13 protein-coding genes are annotated in these 17,418 nt (G+C 71.1%); 7 read left to right on the top strand and 6 right to left on the bottom strand.

All coding sequences use genetic code 11. The features are described 5' to 3' along the window. The 3 genes from ACSW7Y_RS04980 to ACSW7Y_RS04970 form a co-directional block, all read right to left on the bottom strand. A partial coding sequence (locus ACSW7Y_RS04980; RefSeq protein WP_438125230.1) for an MFS transporter occupies positions 1-1,111 on the bottom strand: 1,111 nt, incomplete at its 3' end. A gap of 5 nt (positions 1,112-1,116) precedes the next feature. Beyond that, positions 1,117-2,400, bottom strand: coding sequence for an NtaA/DmoA family FMN-dependent monooxygenase (locus ACSW7Y_RS04975; protein WP_438125229.1), 1,284 nt, complete (start codon positions 2,398-2,400; stop codon positions 1,117-1,119). A gap of 7 nt (positions 2,401-2,407) precedes the next feature. Continuing rightward, positions 2,408-3,700 (bottom strand): NtaA/DmoA family FMN-dependent monooxygenase, encoded by a 1,293-nt coding sequence (locus tag ACSW7Y_RS04970; RefSeq protein WP_438125228.1) that lies wholly within the window; start codon positions 3,698-3,700, stop codon positions 2,408-2,410. A gap of 228 nt (positions 3,701-3,928) precedes the next feature. Here ACSW7Y_RS04970 and ACSW7Y_RS04965 point away from each other — a divergent pair, with 228 nt between their 5' ends. The 6 genes from ACSW7Y_RS04965 (at position 3,929) to ACSW7Y_RS04940 (ending at position 11,032) form a co-directional block, all read left to right on the top strand. Continuing rightward, the gene (locus ACSW7Y_RS04965) at positions 3,929-5,446 is read left to right on the top strand and encodes a UTRA domain-containing protein (protein WP_438125227.1); all 1,518 of its coding nucleotides are present in this window, start codon (positions 3,929-3,931) and stop codon (positions 5,444-5,446) included. 236 nt (positions 5,447-5,682) lie between these two features. Continuing rightward, positions 5,683-7,329, top strand: coding sequence for an ABC transporter substrate-binding protein (locus ACSW7Y_RS04960; protein ID WP_438125226.1), 1,647 nt, complete (start codon positions 5,683-5,685; stop codon positions 7,327-7,329). 74 nt (positions 7,330-7,403) lie between these two features. Then, entirely contained in the window at positions 7,404-8,282 is an 879-nt protein-coding gene (locus ACSW7Y_RS04955; protein ID WP_438125225.1) for an ATP-binding cassette domain-containing protein, read from the top strand. Next, positions 8,279-9,076 (top strand): ABC transporter ATP-binding protein, encoded by a 798-nt coding sequence (locus ACSW7Y_RS04950; RefSeq protein ID WP_438125224.1) that lies wholly within the window; start codon positions 8,279-8,281, stop codon positions 9,074-9,076. Before ACSW7Y_RS04955 ends, ACSW7Y_RS04950 begins: the two co-directional genes overlap by 4 nt. Beyond that, a complete protein-coding gene (locus tag ACSW7Y_RS04945; RefSeq protein ID WP_438125223.1) occupies positions 9,069-10,112 on the top strand; it encodes an ABC transporter permease in 1,044 nt (347 codons plus the stop codon). Before ACSW7Y_RS04950 ends, ACSW7Y_RS04945 begins: the two co-directional genes overlap by 8 nt. Continuing rightward, on the top strand, positions 10,109-11,032 hold the full coding sequence (locus ACSW7Y_RS04940; protein ID WP_438125222.1) for an ABC transporter permease: 924 nt from the start codon (positions 10,109-10,111) through the stop codon (positions 11,030-11,032). Before ACSW7Y_RS04945 ends, ACSW7Y_RS04940 begins: the two co-directional genes overlap by 4 nt. Positions 11,033-11,520: 488 nt before the next feature. Here the strand turns inward: ACSW7Y_RS04940 and ACSW7Y_RS04935 are convergent, their stop codons facing one another. The 3 genes from ACSW7Y_RS04935 to ACSW7Y_RS04925 all read right to left on the bottom strand — a co-directional run bounded on the left by ACSW7Y_RS04935 (position 11,521) and on the right by ACSW7Y_RS04925 (position 16,442). Further along, positions 11,521-12,813: an NtaA/DmoA family FMN-dependent monooxygenase gene (locus ACSW7Y_RS04935; RefSeq protein ID WP_438125221.1), complete on the bottom strand. Its 1,293-nt coding sequence runs from the start codon at positions 12,811-12,813 to the stop codon at positions 11,521-11,523. A 308-nt stretch (positions 12,814-13,121) separates the two neighbouring features. Continuing rightward, positions 13,122-13,625: a flavin reductase family protein gene (locus ACSW7Y_RS04930; protein ID WP_438125220.1), complete on the bottom strand. Its 504-nt coding sequence runs from the start codon at positions 13,623-13,625 to the stop codon at positions 13,122-13,124. A 279-nt stretch (positions 13,626-13,904) separates the two neighbouring features. Further along, positions 13,905-16,442: a beta-glucosidase H gene (locus ACSW7Y_RS04925; protein WP_438125219.1), complete on the bottom strand. Its 2,538-nt coding sequence runs from the start codon at positions 16,440-16,442 to the stop codon at positions 13,905-13,907. A gap of 309 nt (positions 16,443-16,751) precedes the next feature. On the opposite strand from ACSW7Y_RS04925, the gene ACSW7Y_RS04920 reads away from it, so the two are divergent. Next, positions 16,752-17,399, top strand: coding sequence for a TetR/AcrR family transcriptional regulator (locus tag ACSW7Y_RS04920; RefSeq protein ID WP_438125218.1), 648 nt, complete (start codon positions 16,752-16,754; stop codon positions 17,397-17,399). The last annotated feature ends 19 nt before the right edge of the window (positions 17,400-17,418 follow it).

Genomic DNA, 17,418 nt, shown 5'->3' with positions numbered 1-17,418 from the left:
CCGGCACCGGTGCGGAGCCCGCGACCGCGAGCGACGCGTGCCCCAGGACGAGCAGCCCGGCCGCCACCGCCAGGACCGGCCGGACCCGCCCCGTCCGGCCCATGTAGCGTCCGGCGGCGAAGGAGACCGACACCGCGACGAGCGCGCCCGGCAGGAGCACGAGCCCGGATGCGGTGGGCGACAGCCCCGCGCCGGTCTGCAGGAACTGCGACACGAAGACGGTGCCGGAGAAGAGCCCGGTCCCGGTGAGGAACGCGCCGGCGGCACAGCGGCCGACGACCGGGTCGCGGAGCAGGCGGACGGGCAGCACCGGCGCCGGCGCCCGGAGCTCGACGAGTACCATCGCGACGGTCGCGGCCACGCCCGCGGCGCCGGTGCCGGTGATCCACCACAGCGCTCGCCCGGCATCGGCGGACAACGACACGGCGACGAGGAGCAGGGTGATCGCCGTCCCGACGAGGACCGCGCCGAGCACGTCACGCTGCGGGCGGACCGCGGCGATCGTGCCGCGCCGGATCGTCAGCCCGATGACGACGACCGCGGTGATCGTCACCGGGAGCCCGAGGAAGAAACACCACCGCCAGCCGAGCCGGTCCGACTGCACGACGAGTCCGCCGAGCGTCGGACCGATGACCGTGGCGACCGTCTGTGCCGTCGCGGTCCAGGCGTTCACCCTGCCCCGCTCCCTCGGCGTGGTCAGCCCGGCGACGACGACCGCACCGAGACTGAAGAGTCCGCCGAGCGCGACCCCCTGGAGGGCACGCCCCGCGATGAGCACGGCGGTGCCGGATGCCGTCCCGGCGACGAGGGACGCGACGCCGAACAGCAGGACCGCGGACTGCAGCACGGTCCTGGGTCGCACCCGGTCGCCGATCCCGCCCCAGATCGGGACGGACACCGCGTTGCCGAGGACCGTGGCCGCGACGATCCAGGTCGACGCGGCCGAGGGTGTGTGCAGGTCGGCGTAGATCGACGGCAGCGCGGTCGCGACGATCGTCGCGCTGAGACTCGCGACGAACTGCGCGAGCAGGATGCCGCTGAGCGGGAGGGCGAGTCCGCCCCGCCGTCCCGTGGCCGGGATGGTCCGACGGGCGTCGGCGGACGACGTCATCCCGTTCAGAACGCGCGGAGGTTGCCGCGGAGCGTCGGCTCCGAGTACTCGGACCGGACCAGACCGCGCCGACGCAGCTCCGGCACGAGGTCCCCCGCCACGTCCGCGACCGCACGCGGCGTGATCTCGTTGCCGACGAGGAAGCCGTCGCCCCCGACGGCGTCCATGACCGCCTCCATCTGGTCCGCGGCGGTGGCCGGCGACCCCACGATCTCGAGACCGGGCGGGGTGTTCGACGCGATCTCGCGGAGCGTCTTCACCTGCTTGTCGGCGAACCAGGACGACGTGCTGGTCCGCGCGGCGTTGGTCTCGATGGCGGGGACGGGGGCGTCGAGGTCGAACTGCGAGAAGTCGATGCCGCTCGCGAAGGACATCCGCGCGAGCTGCTTCTCGATGTTCGCGGCCGCAGCGGCGTGCTTCCGCTCCAGGAGCGCCCGGGCGTCCGCGTCGCTGTCGCCGATCGTGAAGTCCGTGAGGAACAACACCCGGAGGTCCTCGGGGTCCCGTCCCTGCGCCGCCGCCCGCTCCCGGACGTCGGACCGGAACGCGCGCATCTGCTCGACGGACCCGCTCGGGGCGACGATGGTGTCCGCGACCCCGGCAGCGAAGTCGCGGCCGACCGGGGAACCACCCGCCTGGCAGAAGACGGGGACGCCCTGCGGTCCTGGGGGCAGGTTCAACGGACCCTTGGCGGAGAAGTACTCGCCCTGGTGGTCGACGCCGTGGATCTTCGTGTAGTCCGCCCAGCGGCCGCCGGACACGTCGTCGAGGACCGCGTCCGGCTCCCACGAGGTCAGCAGCCGGGTCACGAGCTCCGCCCACTCCGACGCCATCCGGTAGCGCTCGTCGTGGTCGTAGTGCGCGTCGAGGCCGTAGTTCTGCGCGGTGCGGTCGTTGTGCGCCGTGACGAGGTTGAAGCCGACGCGTCCCCGGGAGAGGTGGTCGAGCGTCGCCATGAGCCGCGCCGCGAGGAAGGGCGGGTAGAACGACGTCGTCACGGTGCCGATGAGCCCGATGCGCTCCGTCGCCGCGGCGAGCGCCGGGATCAGCGCCATCGGGTCGAGCTTCGGCGCGGCGAAGGCGTTCGTGAGCGAGTACTCCATCGACGCGCCGTAGGCGTCCGGGATGAACGAGCCGTCCTCGATCATCAGGTAGTCGAAGCCAGCGCGTTCGAGGGTCCGTGCGAAGTCGACGTACGGCTCGGGATCGGGGAACTGGTTGCCGCGGTCGCTGTGGACGTCGTCCCAGGCCTGGGGCTTGTAGCTGAGGAACCAACCGAGGTGGAACATGGGTCTCCTAGTAGGCGAGAAGGTTGCCGCGGAACGTGCTGTGGTCGTAGCTGGAGCGGATCGCGCCACGTCGTCGCAGCGCGGGAGCGAGGCCGTCCGCGATCTCGGTGACGTTCCGTCGCGTCACCGGCATGGCCACCAGGTAGCCGTCCCCACCGGCGTGCTCCATGTACTCGTCCATCTCCTGGGCGACGGACTCGGCCGTCCCCACGAGCCGGACGGACTCCTGGGTGCGGCGGTTCAGGACGGCCTCCCGGATGGTCGCGCCCGACCGGGCGAAGTCCGCGATGGTGCTCTTGTGTCCCTGGTTGTCCGACATGTCCGGGAAGGGCGCGTCGAGGTCGAACTTCGACCAGTCGGTGCTCGTGATGTACGAGAAGCCGGCGATCTGCGCGTCGATGTTCGCGGCGAACGCCCGCTTCGCGGCCTCGTCCCGTTCCTCGGCGTCCCGCTGGGTCTCCCCGATGACGGGGCTGACGAGGAAGAGCACCTTGATGTCCCGCGGGTCGCGACCGGCCTCGACCGCGCGACGGCTGACGTCCTCGCGGTACTCCTTCATCTCCTCGACGCCCTTGGCGGCGGCGATGATGGTGTCCGCGTTCCGGGAGCCGAAGTCACGGCCGTCGTTCGACCCGCCGGCCTGGCAGATCACCGGGTGACGCTGGGGTCCGGGCACGGTGTTGAGCGGCCCGCGCGACCGGTGGTACTTCCCGACGAAGTCGATCGGACGCACTTTGGTGTGGTCCGCGAAGGTGTTCGTGGCCTCGTCCATCACGACCGCGTCCGCGTCCCACGAGTCCCAGAGCTGCCGGACGACGTCGACCCACTCGTTGGCGCGTGCGTAGCGTTCGGCGTGCGGGATGAGGTCGGGGAGCCCGTAGTTCTGCATCGCCGACTTGTTGCTCGACGTCACGAGGTTCATGCCGACCCGACCACCGGTGACGGTGTCGAGCGTCGAGAACAGCCGGGCCGCCATGAAGGGGTGGTAGAACGACGTCGAGATCGTCGCGATGACGCCGATGTGCTTCGTCGCGCGGGTCAGGAACGGCAGCAGCGGCACCGGGTCGAACCGGACGTGACCCCCCTTCTTCACGCTCGCCTCGAACGTCCCCCCGTGGTTGTCCGGCAGCACCGACGAGTCCTCGAGCATCATGTAGTCGAACCCGGCGCGCTCGAGCGAGGTCGCCATGTCGACGAAGAGCTGCGGGTTGCCGACGTCCGCCCCGGCGTTCCCCGTCCACGGGCCGCCCCACCCGTACACACCGAACCCGGTGCCCAAGAACCAGCCCATGTGGAACATGCGCGTTCCTTCCCGTCTCGCGTCCGGCGCCTGTCCGGCCGGATCGAGCGGCAGTCAACGGGCGGCGGATTTCGCGCGTGGACCGGGTCTGTTTCCCCCGCATTACGCCTCGGCCCGGACTGCTGCGCTCCGTCTGCGGGCGACCTACCGTGGAGTGGTCGGGTCCCGGGCCCGCGGTCCGCGGCGAACGGCTGCTCGACCGACCGGGTGAGCACACCGGAGGGTGCCATGTCCTTCTTGCACGTCGAACAGCGCGCGGCCGAGTTCCAGCGAGCACGGTCGATGACCCGGGCTCCCCAGCACACCTCGACGCGGCGCACGTACGAGCAGCTCCGCAGTGTCATCCGCGCGGGGATGTCCGCCCGGTCGAACCGGCTCCAGGAGCTCACGATCTCGCAGGACTTCGGGGCGTCCCGCAACTCGGTACGGCTGGCGCTCGCGATGCTCGTCGAGGACGGCTTGATCTCCCGGATCCCCCGTGTCGGGACCGTCCGGACGAACGACATCGTCGAGTTCGCGATCCCCCGGATCCCGCCGCGCGACTACGTCCCGGCTCCGGACCAGGAACCCGACGGGCTCGAGGTGGTGTCGCTCCAGGACGGTGTCATCCCGACGCCGGCACTCATCGGCGAGTTGCTGGGGACGGATGCCCGGCTGTCCTTGACCTACGTGCAGCTCGGCTTCCACAACGACCAGCCGGTGTTCCAGCGCACGGGTGTGGTGCCGCTGCACGTCGAGCCGGAGGAGTTCTTCGCCCGCCTCGAGTCGCTCGTCGGCATCTCCCGGCCGGACCGTCGCCTGCCGAAGGAGCAGTTCCTCGCGGCGGCACGCGACGAGGACATGTGCGACGAGTTCACGACCCTGTTCGACGCTCGCTACGGCAGGACCGTAAACCGGGTCGAGGCGATGTCGGCGGACGACCAGAGCGCCCGGGTCCTCGCGGTCGAGCCGGGCGCCCCGGTCGTCGCGCGGCAGCAGTTCACGCTCGATGACTCCGGCGCCGTGCGCGAGTACACGCTCACGCAGTTCCGCGGCGACCGGTCGACGCTCTCCGACGCCCGCGACGCCGGCGGCGCCGTGCCGCCCCGCCGTCCGACGGGCGACGGGTGGGTCGCTCGGCTCGACCACGAACTCCTGGCGAGCATGCGAGACGACACCGCCGCCGCGTCCGGATCCGGGTCCACGCCCGGGCTCGGCGGGACCGCTCTCGACCGCGACCCGGTGGAGGACGCCGCGCCGGCGAGCCGTGAGGCGACCTGTGAGCCGACGGTGGTCGTCCCCGCGTGCGCGCACCCCGAGTCGACCACGGACGGCATCGCGCTGCACCTCGTCGAGCACTCGGTCGTCGCCGCCTCGCCGCTGGTCCAGGTGCGGATGTCGACCTCGGACGAGTCCGTCAGCATGGTCGAGGAGATCGGGACCCTCGACGGACGCCCCCTGTTCGTCCGCACCACCTACCGCCTGCAGGCCGATGCGCCGCACCTGCAGCGTGTGGGCGGCGCGCTCCACGCCGGGGACGCCGTCACCGAGGCCGGCTTCGCCGAGCGCTACGGGTGTCCCGCCGGGCGCGCGGTCAGCGCGATCGAGGCCGTCCGGTCGGACAAGCGCACGGCGACGGCCATGCGGGTGCCGGTCGGGACCCCGATGCTGGCGCGCGAGCTCGTGCTCGAGGACGCGGAGGGGTGCGTCCGCGAACTGAGCTTCACGCACTTCCGGAGCGACCGCGTCGCCGTCGCCGACGACTGACCCGGCCGTCGGCCGACACCGTCGCGTTCCGCGGCGGGAGCGAAATGTCGCGGTAACACCACTCGTCGGGTTCGGAAACACCTGTCGCGCAGACTGAGGTCGTCGGGTCGCCAGACCCCGACCACGGAGCACACGGACCGCCCGTCGGCGGACCGCGCTCGTGTCCCCGAGACAGGACCCCCCGTCTCCTCCCCGCGTGGCTGCCGTGTGCGCCCGCGTCCGAACGGAGTGCCGCAGTGTCACGTACCCAACCCGCCCGGGGCCGCACGGCCCTCGCCCTCGCCGCGGTCGTCACCGCAGCGGCGGTCGCACTCTCCGGCTGCGCCTCGGCGGCGCCGAAGACGTCCGCCGGCAGCACCGTCGTCGAGGTCGTCCCGGAGCTGTCCACCCAGCTCAGCTACGACACCAGCTACGCCATCACCACCTCCTACTACTCGACCTTCGACCTGCTCAACGCCGGACTGATCCGGAAGAAGTACACGCCGGGGAAGCAGACCGGCACGCAGGACCAGGACCAGTACGACTTCGAGGGCGTGCTCGCGAAGTCGTACGAGAAGAGCGCCGACGGCAAGACCTACACGTTCGACCTCCGGCAGGGTGTGAAGAGCGAGGAGGGCAACGAACTGACCTCGGCCGACGTCATCTGGTCGTTCGAACGCAAGTTCGGCGCGACGACGAGCATCCTCCCGTACATCGGCAAGCCCGGGCTGACGAGCGCCTCGCAGTTCACCGCCGAGGGCAAGTACAAGGTCAAGCTGACGCTGTCGAACCCCGCGTACGGCTTCACGGTCCTGTCCATCCTCGCCGGAGCCTCGGGCAGCATCTACGACGCCGACTACCTGAAGCAGCACGTCACGAAGTCCGACCCCTGGGCCACCGAGTGGACGTCGGGCCGCTACGACTTCGGGTTCGGCCCGTACCGCGTGCAGAGCGTCGACCCGGGCAGCGAGATGGTGTTCGTCGCCAACCCCCACTACGCCCTCGGCGAGCCGGAGATCACCCGCGTCGTCCAGCGCGTCGTCCCGGAGGCCGGGAACCGCGCGCAGGCGCTGAAGTCGGGTGACGCGGACATCGCCCTCGGCCTCTCGCCGAGCGACCAGAAGGAGCTCGCCGGCGACAGCTCGGTGCTGGTCCCCGAGAAGCCCCGCAACGGGTACCTGATGCTGTCGCTCAACACCACCACGGCTCCGTTCGACGACCTCGCCGTCCGCAAGGCGTTCACGACCGCGATCGACTACGGACAGATCATCGACGGCGTGTACAAGGGCCGGGCCGTGCAGAACAACACGATGCTCCCGTCGGACGCCCCGGGCTACGACGGCAGCGGTCTCCCCGACTACCGCTACGACCCCGACGCGTCGAAGAAGGCGCTCGAGGCGGCCGGCAGGACCACACCCGTCAAGGTGACCCTCTCGGTGTCGTCCGAGGACCAGCCGCTCGCCGACTCGGCCGTCGCCATCAAGAGCGCCGCGGCGGACGCCGGCTTCGACGTCACCGTGTCGAGCATCCCGGCGACCCAGCTGCAGCAGAAGGCCGGCGCGGGTGAGACGCAGCTCGTGCTGTCCAAGAGCGAGTCGGTCACGCTGTCCCCGCCGTACGAGCTCGGCCTCCTGACGACGCCCGGCTCCTCCTCGAACTACGCCCGGTGGTCGTCGGACGAGTACCAGCGACTCGTCGCCGCCGGGTCGGAATTCCCGGACCCGCTCTCGGACGAGGCCGGCAAGGCCTGGAACGCGGCCGAGCGGCACTGGCTCGGCGACCAGGTGCCGAACATCTTCATCGGGCAGACCTCCGAGGACTCCGCCGTGTCGAGCGACCTCGAGGGCTGGACCTGGCGCACCGACCACGCCGTGGACGTGTCCGTGATGAAGAAGCGCGGCTAGCCCGCCACGGGTCCGCGCCGTCCCACGGCGCGGGCCCGGCCCCCACCGTCCGTCGACCGCCCGAGAGGACCCGCATGCGCGACGTCGGCACCACCCCGCCCCACCCCCTGCTCCAGGTCGACGACCTCACCGTCCGCTACCCCGGCACCGGCTCCCCCGCGGTCGACGGGGTCTCGCTCCACGTCGCGGCCGGCGAGACCGTCGCGATCGTCGGCGAGTCCGGCTCGGGGAAGTCGACGCTCGCCCGCGGCATCGCCGGCCTCATCACGGACGCCGGCACCCTCGTCGAGGCGCGCTCGTTGTGCTTCGACGGCCGACGCATCGACCGCTCGGTCGGCGCGGTGCTCCCGCAGCGCGTGCCCGGTGTCACGATGATGTTCCAGGACGCGAGCACGTCCCTCGACCCGGTCTGGACCGTCGGCGAGCAGCTCGTCGCGGTCCTCCGGCACGCAACCGGTGCGAACCGTCGGGCCGCGAGGGCCGACGCGCGGGAGTGGCTCCGGAAGGTCGGCCTCGACGACACCGACCGGGTCGTCGCAGCCCGACCGTACGAGCTGTCCGGCGGCATGCGGCAACGAGTGATGCTGGCGATCGCTCTGGCTTCGGCACCACGGCTGCTCATCGCGGACGAGCCGACGAGCGCGCTCGACGCCGCGCTGTCCCGGCTGTCGATGGAGCTCATGACCGAGCTCGGACGCGAGATCGGGACGGCGATGCTCATCGTCAGCCACGACATCGCGATGTGCACGGAGTTCTCCGACCGGACCGTCGTGATGTACCAGGGCCGGATCGTCGACGGTGGTCGGTCGGCCACCTTCGCCGACACCGCCACCCACCCCTACGCACGCGGACTGCTCGCGTGCGTCCCGTCGTTCGACCACCTCGACGACGCAGCACTGCCGACGCTCGCGGACTACGTGGAGCACCCGACACCCCAGGAGGTCACCTCGTGAGCACCGGCTTCGAGCTCAGCGCGGTCGTCAAGCGGTTCGGCTCCCGTCGACACCCGCACGTCGCCGTGGACGGCGTGGACGACCGGTTCGCGCCCGGGCGCACCTACGGCATCATCGGGCAGTCGGGCTCCGGCAAGTCCACGCTCGGTCGGATCCTCTGCGGTCTCGAGACGGCGAGCAGCGGGTCGGTCCGCTACGACGGCGAGGAGCTGGCGGACGTCCTCCGCTCGCGGGATCGCCGGATGGCCTTCCGCCGGGCCGTGCAGATGATCAGCCAGGACACGACGTCCTCGTTCGACCCGAAGCGGTCCCTCCGTGAGTCGATCGTGTTCCCGGCGGTGCACCTGCTCGGGATGTCGACGCGGGACGCCTGGGAGCGCGCGGACGAGGCGCTGCTCGCGGTCGGACTCGACCCGACGCTCGCAGCCCGCGCACCGGGAGCCGTGAGCGGGGGCCAGCGCCAGCGCTTCTCGATCGCGCGGGCGCTCGTGGTCCGTCCCTCGATGCTCATCTGCGACGAGGTGGTCTCGGCGCTCGACGTCTCCGTCCAGGGCGGCATCCTCAACTTCCTCAAGCAGTACGTCGCCGACACGGGTGCCGGGATCGTCTTCATCTCGCACGGGCTCCCCGCCACGGCGTTCGTCTCCGACGAGCTTCGCGTGATGTACCGCGGCCGCTTCGTCGAACGCGGCGACGCCCGCACCGTCGTGACCGCACCCCGGCACGAGTACACGACACGCCTGTTGGCCGGCTACGCGCCGACCACGTCCACGAAGGAGGCCGCCGTTGCCTGACGTCCTGCGCCGCAACCGCTGGTGGCTGACCCGGGTGGCCATGCTGCCGGTGCACCTCGCGGTCTTCACCCTGGTGACCTTCCTCCTGCTCCGGCTGGTGCCCGGCGACCCGATCACCTCCGTCCTCGGCCCGAACTACACGCAGCAGGCGTACGACTCGATGCAGCGGAGCCTCGGCCTCGACGGTTCGCTCTGGCAGCAGTTCGTCCGGTACGTCGGAGCGCTCCTGCACCTCGACCTCGGGACGTCGATCCAGACCGGCGCGAGCGTCTCCCGAGAGCTCGGGGAGCGGCTGCCCGGCACGATCGAGCTCGCCGTGCAGGGGCTGTCGCTGACGATCGTGGTGTCCGTCGTCCTGGCCCACGTCACCGTGTTCCACCCGCGCAGCATCGTGGCGAAGGTCGTGACCACCTACTCCCGCGCGGCCGGCGCCCTGCCCGAGTTCGTGCTCGCGGTGGCCGCGCTGTTCGTGTTCTACACCGTCCTGCACTGGGCACCCGCGCCCCTCGGCCGGCTCTCCACCGACCTGCCGACGCAGACGACGCTCACCGGCTTCCCGTTCCTCGACTCGGTCCTGCAGGCGTACTGGCCCGGTGTCGCGTCCATGGCGGCGCACCTCGTCATCCCGCTCGCCGTGATGACCCTCGCGCAGTCGGCCGTCGTGGTCCGGATCCTCGTGTCGAGCCTGCACACCGCCGTAGACGACCCCGCCACGCTGTTCCGGGTTTCCACGGGCGCGGGACGGTTCGCCACCACCGCGAGCATCTACCGCCGAGCGGCTCCGCCCGTCGTGACGATGGTCGGCCAGATGTTCGGCTACCTCATCGGCGGCACGATCGTCCTCGAGACGCTCTTCGGGTTCGCGGGGGTCGGCCAGTACGCCGTCAAGGCCGTGCAGACCAACGACTACCCCGCGATGCAGGGCTTCCTGCTCGTCATCGCCGCACTGACCCTGCTCGTCTACCTCGCCGTCGACCTCGTGACGATGGCGATCGATCCCCGGCGTCGTCCGGGGGGATCGGGAGCCTCCGCATGACCGCCGTCCTCTCCCCCGGCACCTCGTCCCGGCCCCTCGAGCGGCGGTACCGCGCTCGGCTCCCGCGTCGCCGCGTCCCGGTCGGCGCGCTCGTCCCCGCCGCGGTGATCGTCGTGCTCGCGGTCGCCGCTCCGCTGCTGGCACCGTTCGACCCGACCCGGGTCTCCGGCCCCGCGTCGGAGGCCCCGAGCGCAGCGCACCTGCTCGGTACGGACTCCGCCGGGCTCGACGTGCTGTCGCGGGTCCTGCACGGCGCCCGCTACGACCTCACGATCGCCCTCGCCGCATCGTTGCTCTGCACCGCGATCGGGATCGCGGCCGGCCTCGTCCTCGGATCGGCGGAGCGGACCCCGGGCGTCGGCGGTCTCGCCGCACGCGCCGGGACCCGGGCCTTCGACCTCGTGCAGGCGGTCCCCGGCCTGCTCATCGGGCTCGTCGTGGTCTCGTTCTTCGGTGCCTCGGTCGTCTCGCTCACCGTCGCGATGGCGCTCGTGCTCGCCCCGGTGCAGATGCGGCTCGTCCGCGTCGAGGTGCTCCGGGTCCGCGGCGAGGCCTACCTCGACGCCGCGCGGATGTCCGGTCAGACCGAGCTGCACCTCCTCGTGCGGCACGTCCTGCCGAACTCGACCTGGGCAGCTCTCGAGAACATGGCCTACCTGTTCGCGACGAGCATCCTGCTGACCGCCTCGCTCGGCTTCGTGGGCGTCGGCCTCCGTCCGCCGACACCGGAGTGGGGCGCGATGCTCTCCGCCGGGACCGACGACGCGCTCAGCGGGCGCTGGTGGGCTGCCGCGGTGCCCGCGGTCGCCGTCATGGTGACCGTCTGGGCGTTCGCCCGGGCCGCGCACGCGCTCTTCGGACGGCTGCCCGCCGCCGCATCGGTCGAGTCGCTGGACCCCGTGGCCGTCCCGGCTCGCTGATCGACGACGACGCCCCCGTCCGGTGGACGGGGGCGTCGTCGTGTGTCCGGATCGGTGGCGTCCCCGACCGATCACCACGACCGGCCTGGAGGCACGCCCCACCCCCGGCGCACGGCCGGCGGTTCCCGGGGTGGCTCACCCGCGAACGCCGGGGCACGCCCGGAGGATGCTGCGCGGTCCCGCGGACCGCGCACCGAGACCGTGCCCGGCCGGCCGCTTGCTGCCGTGCTGATCCGCGCGACACGCGCCGTGCCTCCCGACGTGCCCGGTCGGACCGGACCAGGCCCCGCGACGCGCGCCGCGCCTCCCGGCCTCCCCGGTCGGACCGGACCGGACCGTCCCGGCAACGCAGGTCGCGCCTCCCGGCCGGCCGAGGCGGCCCCGGACCGGCCCCTGTGACGCGCACCGTGCCTCCCGGCAGCTGCGCAGCACGCGAACGCAGGACGCCCCGTCGCTGGCGAGCGACGGGGCGTCCTGCGTGGTGGGGTTCAGAAGGCGAAGAGGTTCTCCCGGAAGGTGTCGAACTCGTAGCCGTCCCGGATGAGGCCACGGCGTCGGAGTTCGGGGGCGAGCCCGTCGCAGACCTCGGTGATGTTCTTGCGCGTCACCGGCAGCGCGATGAGGAACCCGTCACCGCCGGCCTCCTGCATGACCTCGTCCATCTTCGCGGCCACCGTCGCGGGCGAACCCCAGATGTCCACGGACTCGGTGCCACGACGCTGACCGGCGAGGGCCTCGCGGAGGGTCTTCCCCTTCGCGGCGCGCACGAAGTCGTCGACGACGCTCTGGTGCCCGTTGTGCTTGCCGTCGATGTCCGGGATCGGCGCGTCGAGGTCGTACTTCGACCAGTCGAGCCCCGAGATGTACGACATCCGCATGAGCGCGGCGTCGACGTTGGTGACCGCGGCCTCGTCGCGACGCCGTCGCCGCTCGTCGGCCTCGGCGTCCGTGTCGGCGAGGATCGGGTCGACCAGGAACAGGATCTTCACGGAGGACGGGTCGCGACCCTCCTGGATCATCCGTGCGTGGATGTCCTCGCGGTACTTCCGCATCGCCTCCGGACCGTCGACCGACGCAAGGATCGTGTCCGCGTGCTTCGCGCCGAAGGCCATGCCGGCCGGGGAACCGCCGGCCTGGCAGATCACCGGGTGCCCCTGCGGCGACGGCACGGTGTTGAGCGGACCGCGGGTCTTGTAGAACTGCCCCTCGAAGTTGGCGTGGTGCACCTTGGACGGGTCCGCGAAGGTGTTCGTCGCCTCGTCGAGGACCAGCGAGCCCGGTTCCCACGTGTCCCAGAGCGACTTCACGGCGCGCACCCACTCGTCGGCCATGACGTACCGCTGGTCGTGCTCGAAGTGCTTCTCGTAGCCGTAGTTCTGCGCCGCCGCGTCCGGGGACGCCGTGACGAGGTTCACCCCGACGCGCCCGTTCGACAGGTGGTCGAGGGTGTTGAGCAGCCGGGCCGCGAGGAACGGCGGGTAGAAGGTCGTCGCCGCGGTCGCGATGATGCCGAGCTTCGACGTCCGTTCGGCCAGCAGCGGGATGAGGGGCATCGGGTCCATGCGGACGATGCCGGCGCGGAGCGACTCGTCGAGCGTGCCGCGGTAGGTGTCCGGGATGACCGAGGAGTCCTCCATCATCATGTAGTCGAACCCGGCCCGCTCGAGCGAGGTCGCCATGTCGACGAACAGCTGCGGGTTCGCCAGGTCCTTCCCTGCGTTGCCGGACCACTGCTTGTTCCATCCGTAGGAGCCGAAGCCCATACCGAGGAACCAACCCATGTGGAACACGTTGGTGCCTTTCGCTTGCGGGGTCCCCGGTCCGATTCCGGGTGACCTCCGGGTGGTCGTTGGTTCTGCGTCCGGCCCGGCAGAGGGCGTGCGGACGTCCGTCAGTCGATCGGCAGCGCATTTCCGGACGGTGCCGCACACGTCACCGCCGCATTACGCCGGACGGATCGGCGCTGCGCTCGGTCACGCCGTCGGCGCTGCGCTCGGTCCCGCCGTCGGCGCTGCGCTCGGTCCCGCCGTCGGCGCTGCGCTCGGTCCCGCCGTCGGCGCTGCGCTCGGTCCCGCCGTCGGCGCTGCGCTCAGGCGGCGAGCGAGGCGAAGCCCGAGCGGTGCCAGACGAGCGGGCTGTGCTGGAAGTCCGCGTGCAACCCCAGGACCCGGAGCACGACGATCTCGTGGTCGCCGGCCGGGTAGCAGTGCTCGACCTCGCACTCCAGGAGCACCGGAGCCTCGTCGAGGAAGACCGCACCGGACTCCGTCCGGTGGGTGCGCACCCCGTCGAAGCGGGACGCCTTGTTCCGCGAGGCGAGCTGGCGGGTGACGTCGGCGTGGGCTTCACCCAGCACGGACACGCCGATGGTCGGCGCACCGGCGAGGACCGGCCACGTCGACGAGGACCGCTGGACCGCGAACATGACGAGGGGCGGGGTCTGGGAGACGCCGACGGTGAACGACGACGCCACGAGCACCGTCGGCTCGCCGTCGACCACGGCCGCGAGTGCCGCGACACCGCAGGGGAAGCCGGAGAACACCTCGCGGAGCGCTGCGGTGTCGGGAGCTTCGTCCGAGTACGGGGTGATCATGGGGGTCCTCTCGGTCGGCTCGTCGCGGGTGTCGCGACGTCCTGACCAGGACAGCGGTGGCGTGTTTCCGGGAGGCTCACGTCGGAGCCCTCGTCCGATTGCGCCGGTCGGGCGCATTGCGGGCGGCCGTCGGGAGCGTTGCCCTGCATCACCCACGAGGTCGACGACCGTCGTCGGGAGCGCCTTCGGCAGCCTGTGCCTGCGAGGCCGCTGGCGCCCGACGGGACACGGCAGGAGCCGCCCCGTGAGGGACGGCTCCTGCCGTGGTGCTCCGTCAGGTCAGCGGAGCGAGACGGACCCGGCGAGACGGACGTCGGAGGCGTTCGACCCGACGTAGATCGGAACCGATCCGCGCGGCGTGACCCATGCATCGCGCGCCGTGTCCCAGTACTGGAGCGAACGCTTGTCCAACTCGACGTCGACCTTCGCCTTCTTGCCGGGCTGCAGGTCGACCCGTGCGTAGCCGGCGAGGGCGCGCGTCGGGCTGGACGGCTGTCCGGGGAGCTTGCCGACGTAGACCTGGACCGTCTCGGTCCCCGCGGTCCGCCCGGCGTTCCGGACCTCGACCGAGATCGACGCGCTCTTGGCGGCTCCGCCGCCTCGACCGGGCGAATCCACGCGGACGTCGCCGGCCTTCAGCTTCGAGTAGTCGAACGTCGTGTAGGACAGTCCGGATCCGAAGGGGAACAGCGGCTTGATGCGCTTCGCCGCGTAGCCGCGGTACCCGATGTTCACCCCGTCGGCGTACGTCGTCGTCGGATTGAGGACATTGACGTCCTTGAAGGAGTTCTGGACGCCGATCGCCGTCGGCTGTTCCTCCGTTGCGGGGAAGGTGATCGGGAGCCTGCCCGAGGGGTTGACGTCACCCCAAAGGACGCTCGCGACGGACTTGCCCTGCGACTGTCCGCCGTACCAGGCCTCGATGACGGACGGCACCTTGTCGAGCCACGGCATCAGGACCGCGCCGCTCGTGGCGAGGACGACGACCGTGTGCGGGTTCGCCGCCGCGACCGCGGAGATGAGGGCGTCCTGTCCCTGCGGCAGCGTCAGACTGCCGCGGTCGGCCGCTTCACCGGTGTAGTCGCGAGCCACGACGACGGCGACGTCCGAACGCTTGGCGAGTGCCACGGCCTGTTGCACGGCGGGGGACTGCACCCCGGCGGGCGGCGTCCAGCCCAGGCGGATCATCGCACCTGCCTGGTCGTTGAGCGACCCGTCGAACTGGTTGGGTGCGTCGGTGGTGTAGTCCACGCGGACCGAGACCGGCTTCCCGGCCCTGAACGGGACGGTGATCGACTTCGTCCCGTACGAGGTCGCGTCGTTCTCGAGGACGAGTTGGTCGTCGAGGTACAGGCGCGACGTGCCGAGGCTCGAGAGCGAGAGCCCGTAGGCACCGGACGTCGGGACGTTCATTGTGCCCGTGTAGCGCGCCGTCATCGGGCTCACCGGGAGCGGCATCGGCAGGCCCGGCAGCTGCGACGTGTTCGCCGTGTCGTTGGAGAGGCCCGTCCGGAGGTTGATGTTCGGTTCGTGCCGCGTCGTGAAGGCGTCGCCCTCGTTGGTGTTCGCGCCCAGCCAGTACGAGGCCTGGACACCCTGGAGCACCGTCGACGGGACGGGCGCCGGGCCGGGGAGCGTATCTCCCGTGCTGACCGGGTCGGTGCCTGCGGAGTACTGGACGGAGGCACGGCCGCCGGCACGTGCGGTGATGCCGTCGACGATGGTGGTGAGCTTCGCCGGGGTCGGGACGCTCGCGCTCCCACCGCCGTCGATGTAGGCGTCGGCGTCGGAGCCGATGACGGCGATCCGCTTCTGTCGGCTGGTCAGCGGGAGCTGCGACCGATCGTTCTTGAGGAGCACCGTCCCGGCGGCTCCGACCTTCTGCGAGACGGCGTCACCGGCGTTGAGCACCTGCTGCGAGAGCGTCGGAGAGGCGGGTTGCGGGTTGGTGAAGGAGCCCGGGGGCGGCGAGTCGATGATCCCGTACTGGAACATCGACCAGAGGACGCGCCGCGCCGATGCGGTCACCGTCGACTCTGCGACGGTTCCGTCGACCACGGCCTGCTTCAGCGCGGTGCTCGAGAACTGGAGCGTCTCTCCGGAGGTGTCCAGACCGGCGGCGTAGTCGCTCAGGGAGTGCGCAGCGTTGAAGTCGCTCTGCACGAAGCCCTTCGCGCCCAGCTGCTCCTTGAGGATGTCGTTGAGCAGGGTCTTGTTCCCGCAGCCGTACTCGCCGTTGATCTTGTTGAACGAGCACATCACCGAGCCGGGCTGGGCTTCCTGGACGATCTTCTCCCAGGGCCGTGTGTAGACCTCCTGCAGCGTCCGCTCGTCGACGACGGCGTCGACGTGGGCGCGCCGGCTCTCCTGGTTGTAGACGTTGTAGTGCTTGACCTCGGCGGGGATGCGCTCGGACTGGATGCCCTGCACCTCGGCGGTGCCGATGTTACCGGTGAGCAGCGGGTCCTCACCCGCGCTCTCCCACCCGCGGCCGTTCCAGGGGTTGCGGGCGAGGTCGACCGACGGCGCTGCGGCCGAGTTGAACCCGGATGCGCGCGCTTCGCGGCCGGCGACGGCACCGTACTGCTCGGCGAGCCCGTCGTCGAAGGTCGACGCCAGGGCGAGTCCGACGGGGAGCGCCGTGGTCGGGTTGCTAAGACCGATCCCGTTCGACGCGTCCTTGCCTCGGATGGCCGGGATCCCGTACTCCGGGACGCCTTCGCCGCCGGTCTGGACGAGTACTTCGATCTTCTGGTCGAGCGTGAGTCGCTTGACCAGGAGGTCGGCGCGCTGGTCAGCGGACAGACGCGTGTTCATCCACGGCTGCCTAGGGGCTGCCTCTGCGACGGTCGCGACGGACAGGACGAGGGTCGCGGAGAGCGCGACGACGAGCGCTGGTCTCCACGGGATGCGAGGACGGGAGGTGGGCACGGGAGTCCGATCTGTTCGAGGCTCGAAGTGATGTTGCGGAGGACCGGAGACGAAGTCACCAGAGCCGGTCCTGCCCCGCATTCGGGGGACTTCCTGGACGGTAGCACAGCGTTTTGCCAGGTGGTAGAAAAACTTTTGCCACCTGGTAAAATTGCGGAAAACCGCCGTCGAACGAAATTGCGCCAGACTGGGGCCGTGCCGTTCGATGACGTGGTCCCTGTCCGCCGGAAGGTCACGGGACGGGCGCACGCGACCGAACAGCGCCGTCGTCAGATCCTGCGGGCGGCCGAGGCAGCCTTCGCCGCGAACGGCTACGACGCCGCATCGCTCCGGGACATCGCCGCACGCGCTGGGACCTCCCACCAGGCCTTGCTGTACCACTACCCGGAGAAGGCGGCACTGCTCGAGGCGGTGCTCGACCAGAACGTGGGCTCCTCGGCCGACGAGTTCGACCTCGAGCGGAGCGAGGGCGTCGCGTTCTTCCGGGGACTCGTGGCGCTCGCCGTGCGCGATGCGGCGAATCCCGTCCGGCTCCGCATGTTCTACCGACTCGAGTCGGACGCGACCGCCCCGGACAACCCGGCACACGGGTACTACCGCCGCTGGTACTCCGACGTCCGGACACGCTTCGTGAGCGAGCTCGATCACGCTGCGGGTGCCGGGCGCTACCGGTCCGACGTCCCGTTCGCCCGTGCGGCCCTGCACCTCTGCGGCTTCAGGGAGGGGTTGGCGCTGCAGTTCCTCCTCGACCCGACGATCGACTACGCCGCAGAGGTCGAGGGGCACCTGCAGGTGTACGTCGATCTCAGTCCGGACGACGCCGGACCAGACCCGGCGGGCTGACCCGGCGCACGCAGGTCGT

This window comes from Curtobacterium flaccumfaciens (assembly GCF_051548005.1).
Taxonomy (GTDB): Bacteria; Actinomycetota; Actinomycetes; order Actinomycetales; family Microbacteriaceae; genus Curtobacterium.
Note: the sequence above shows the minus strand (reverse complement) of the source record. Positions and strands in the feature narration are given on the sequence as shown.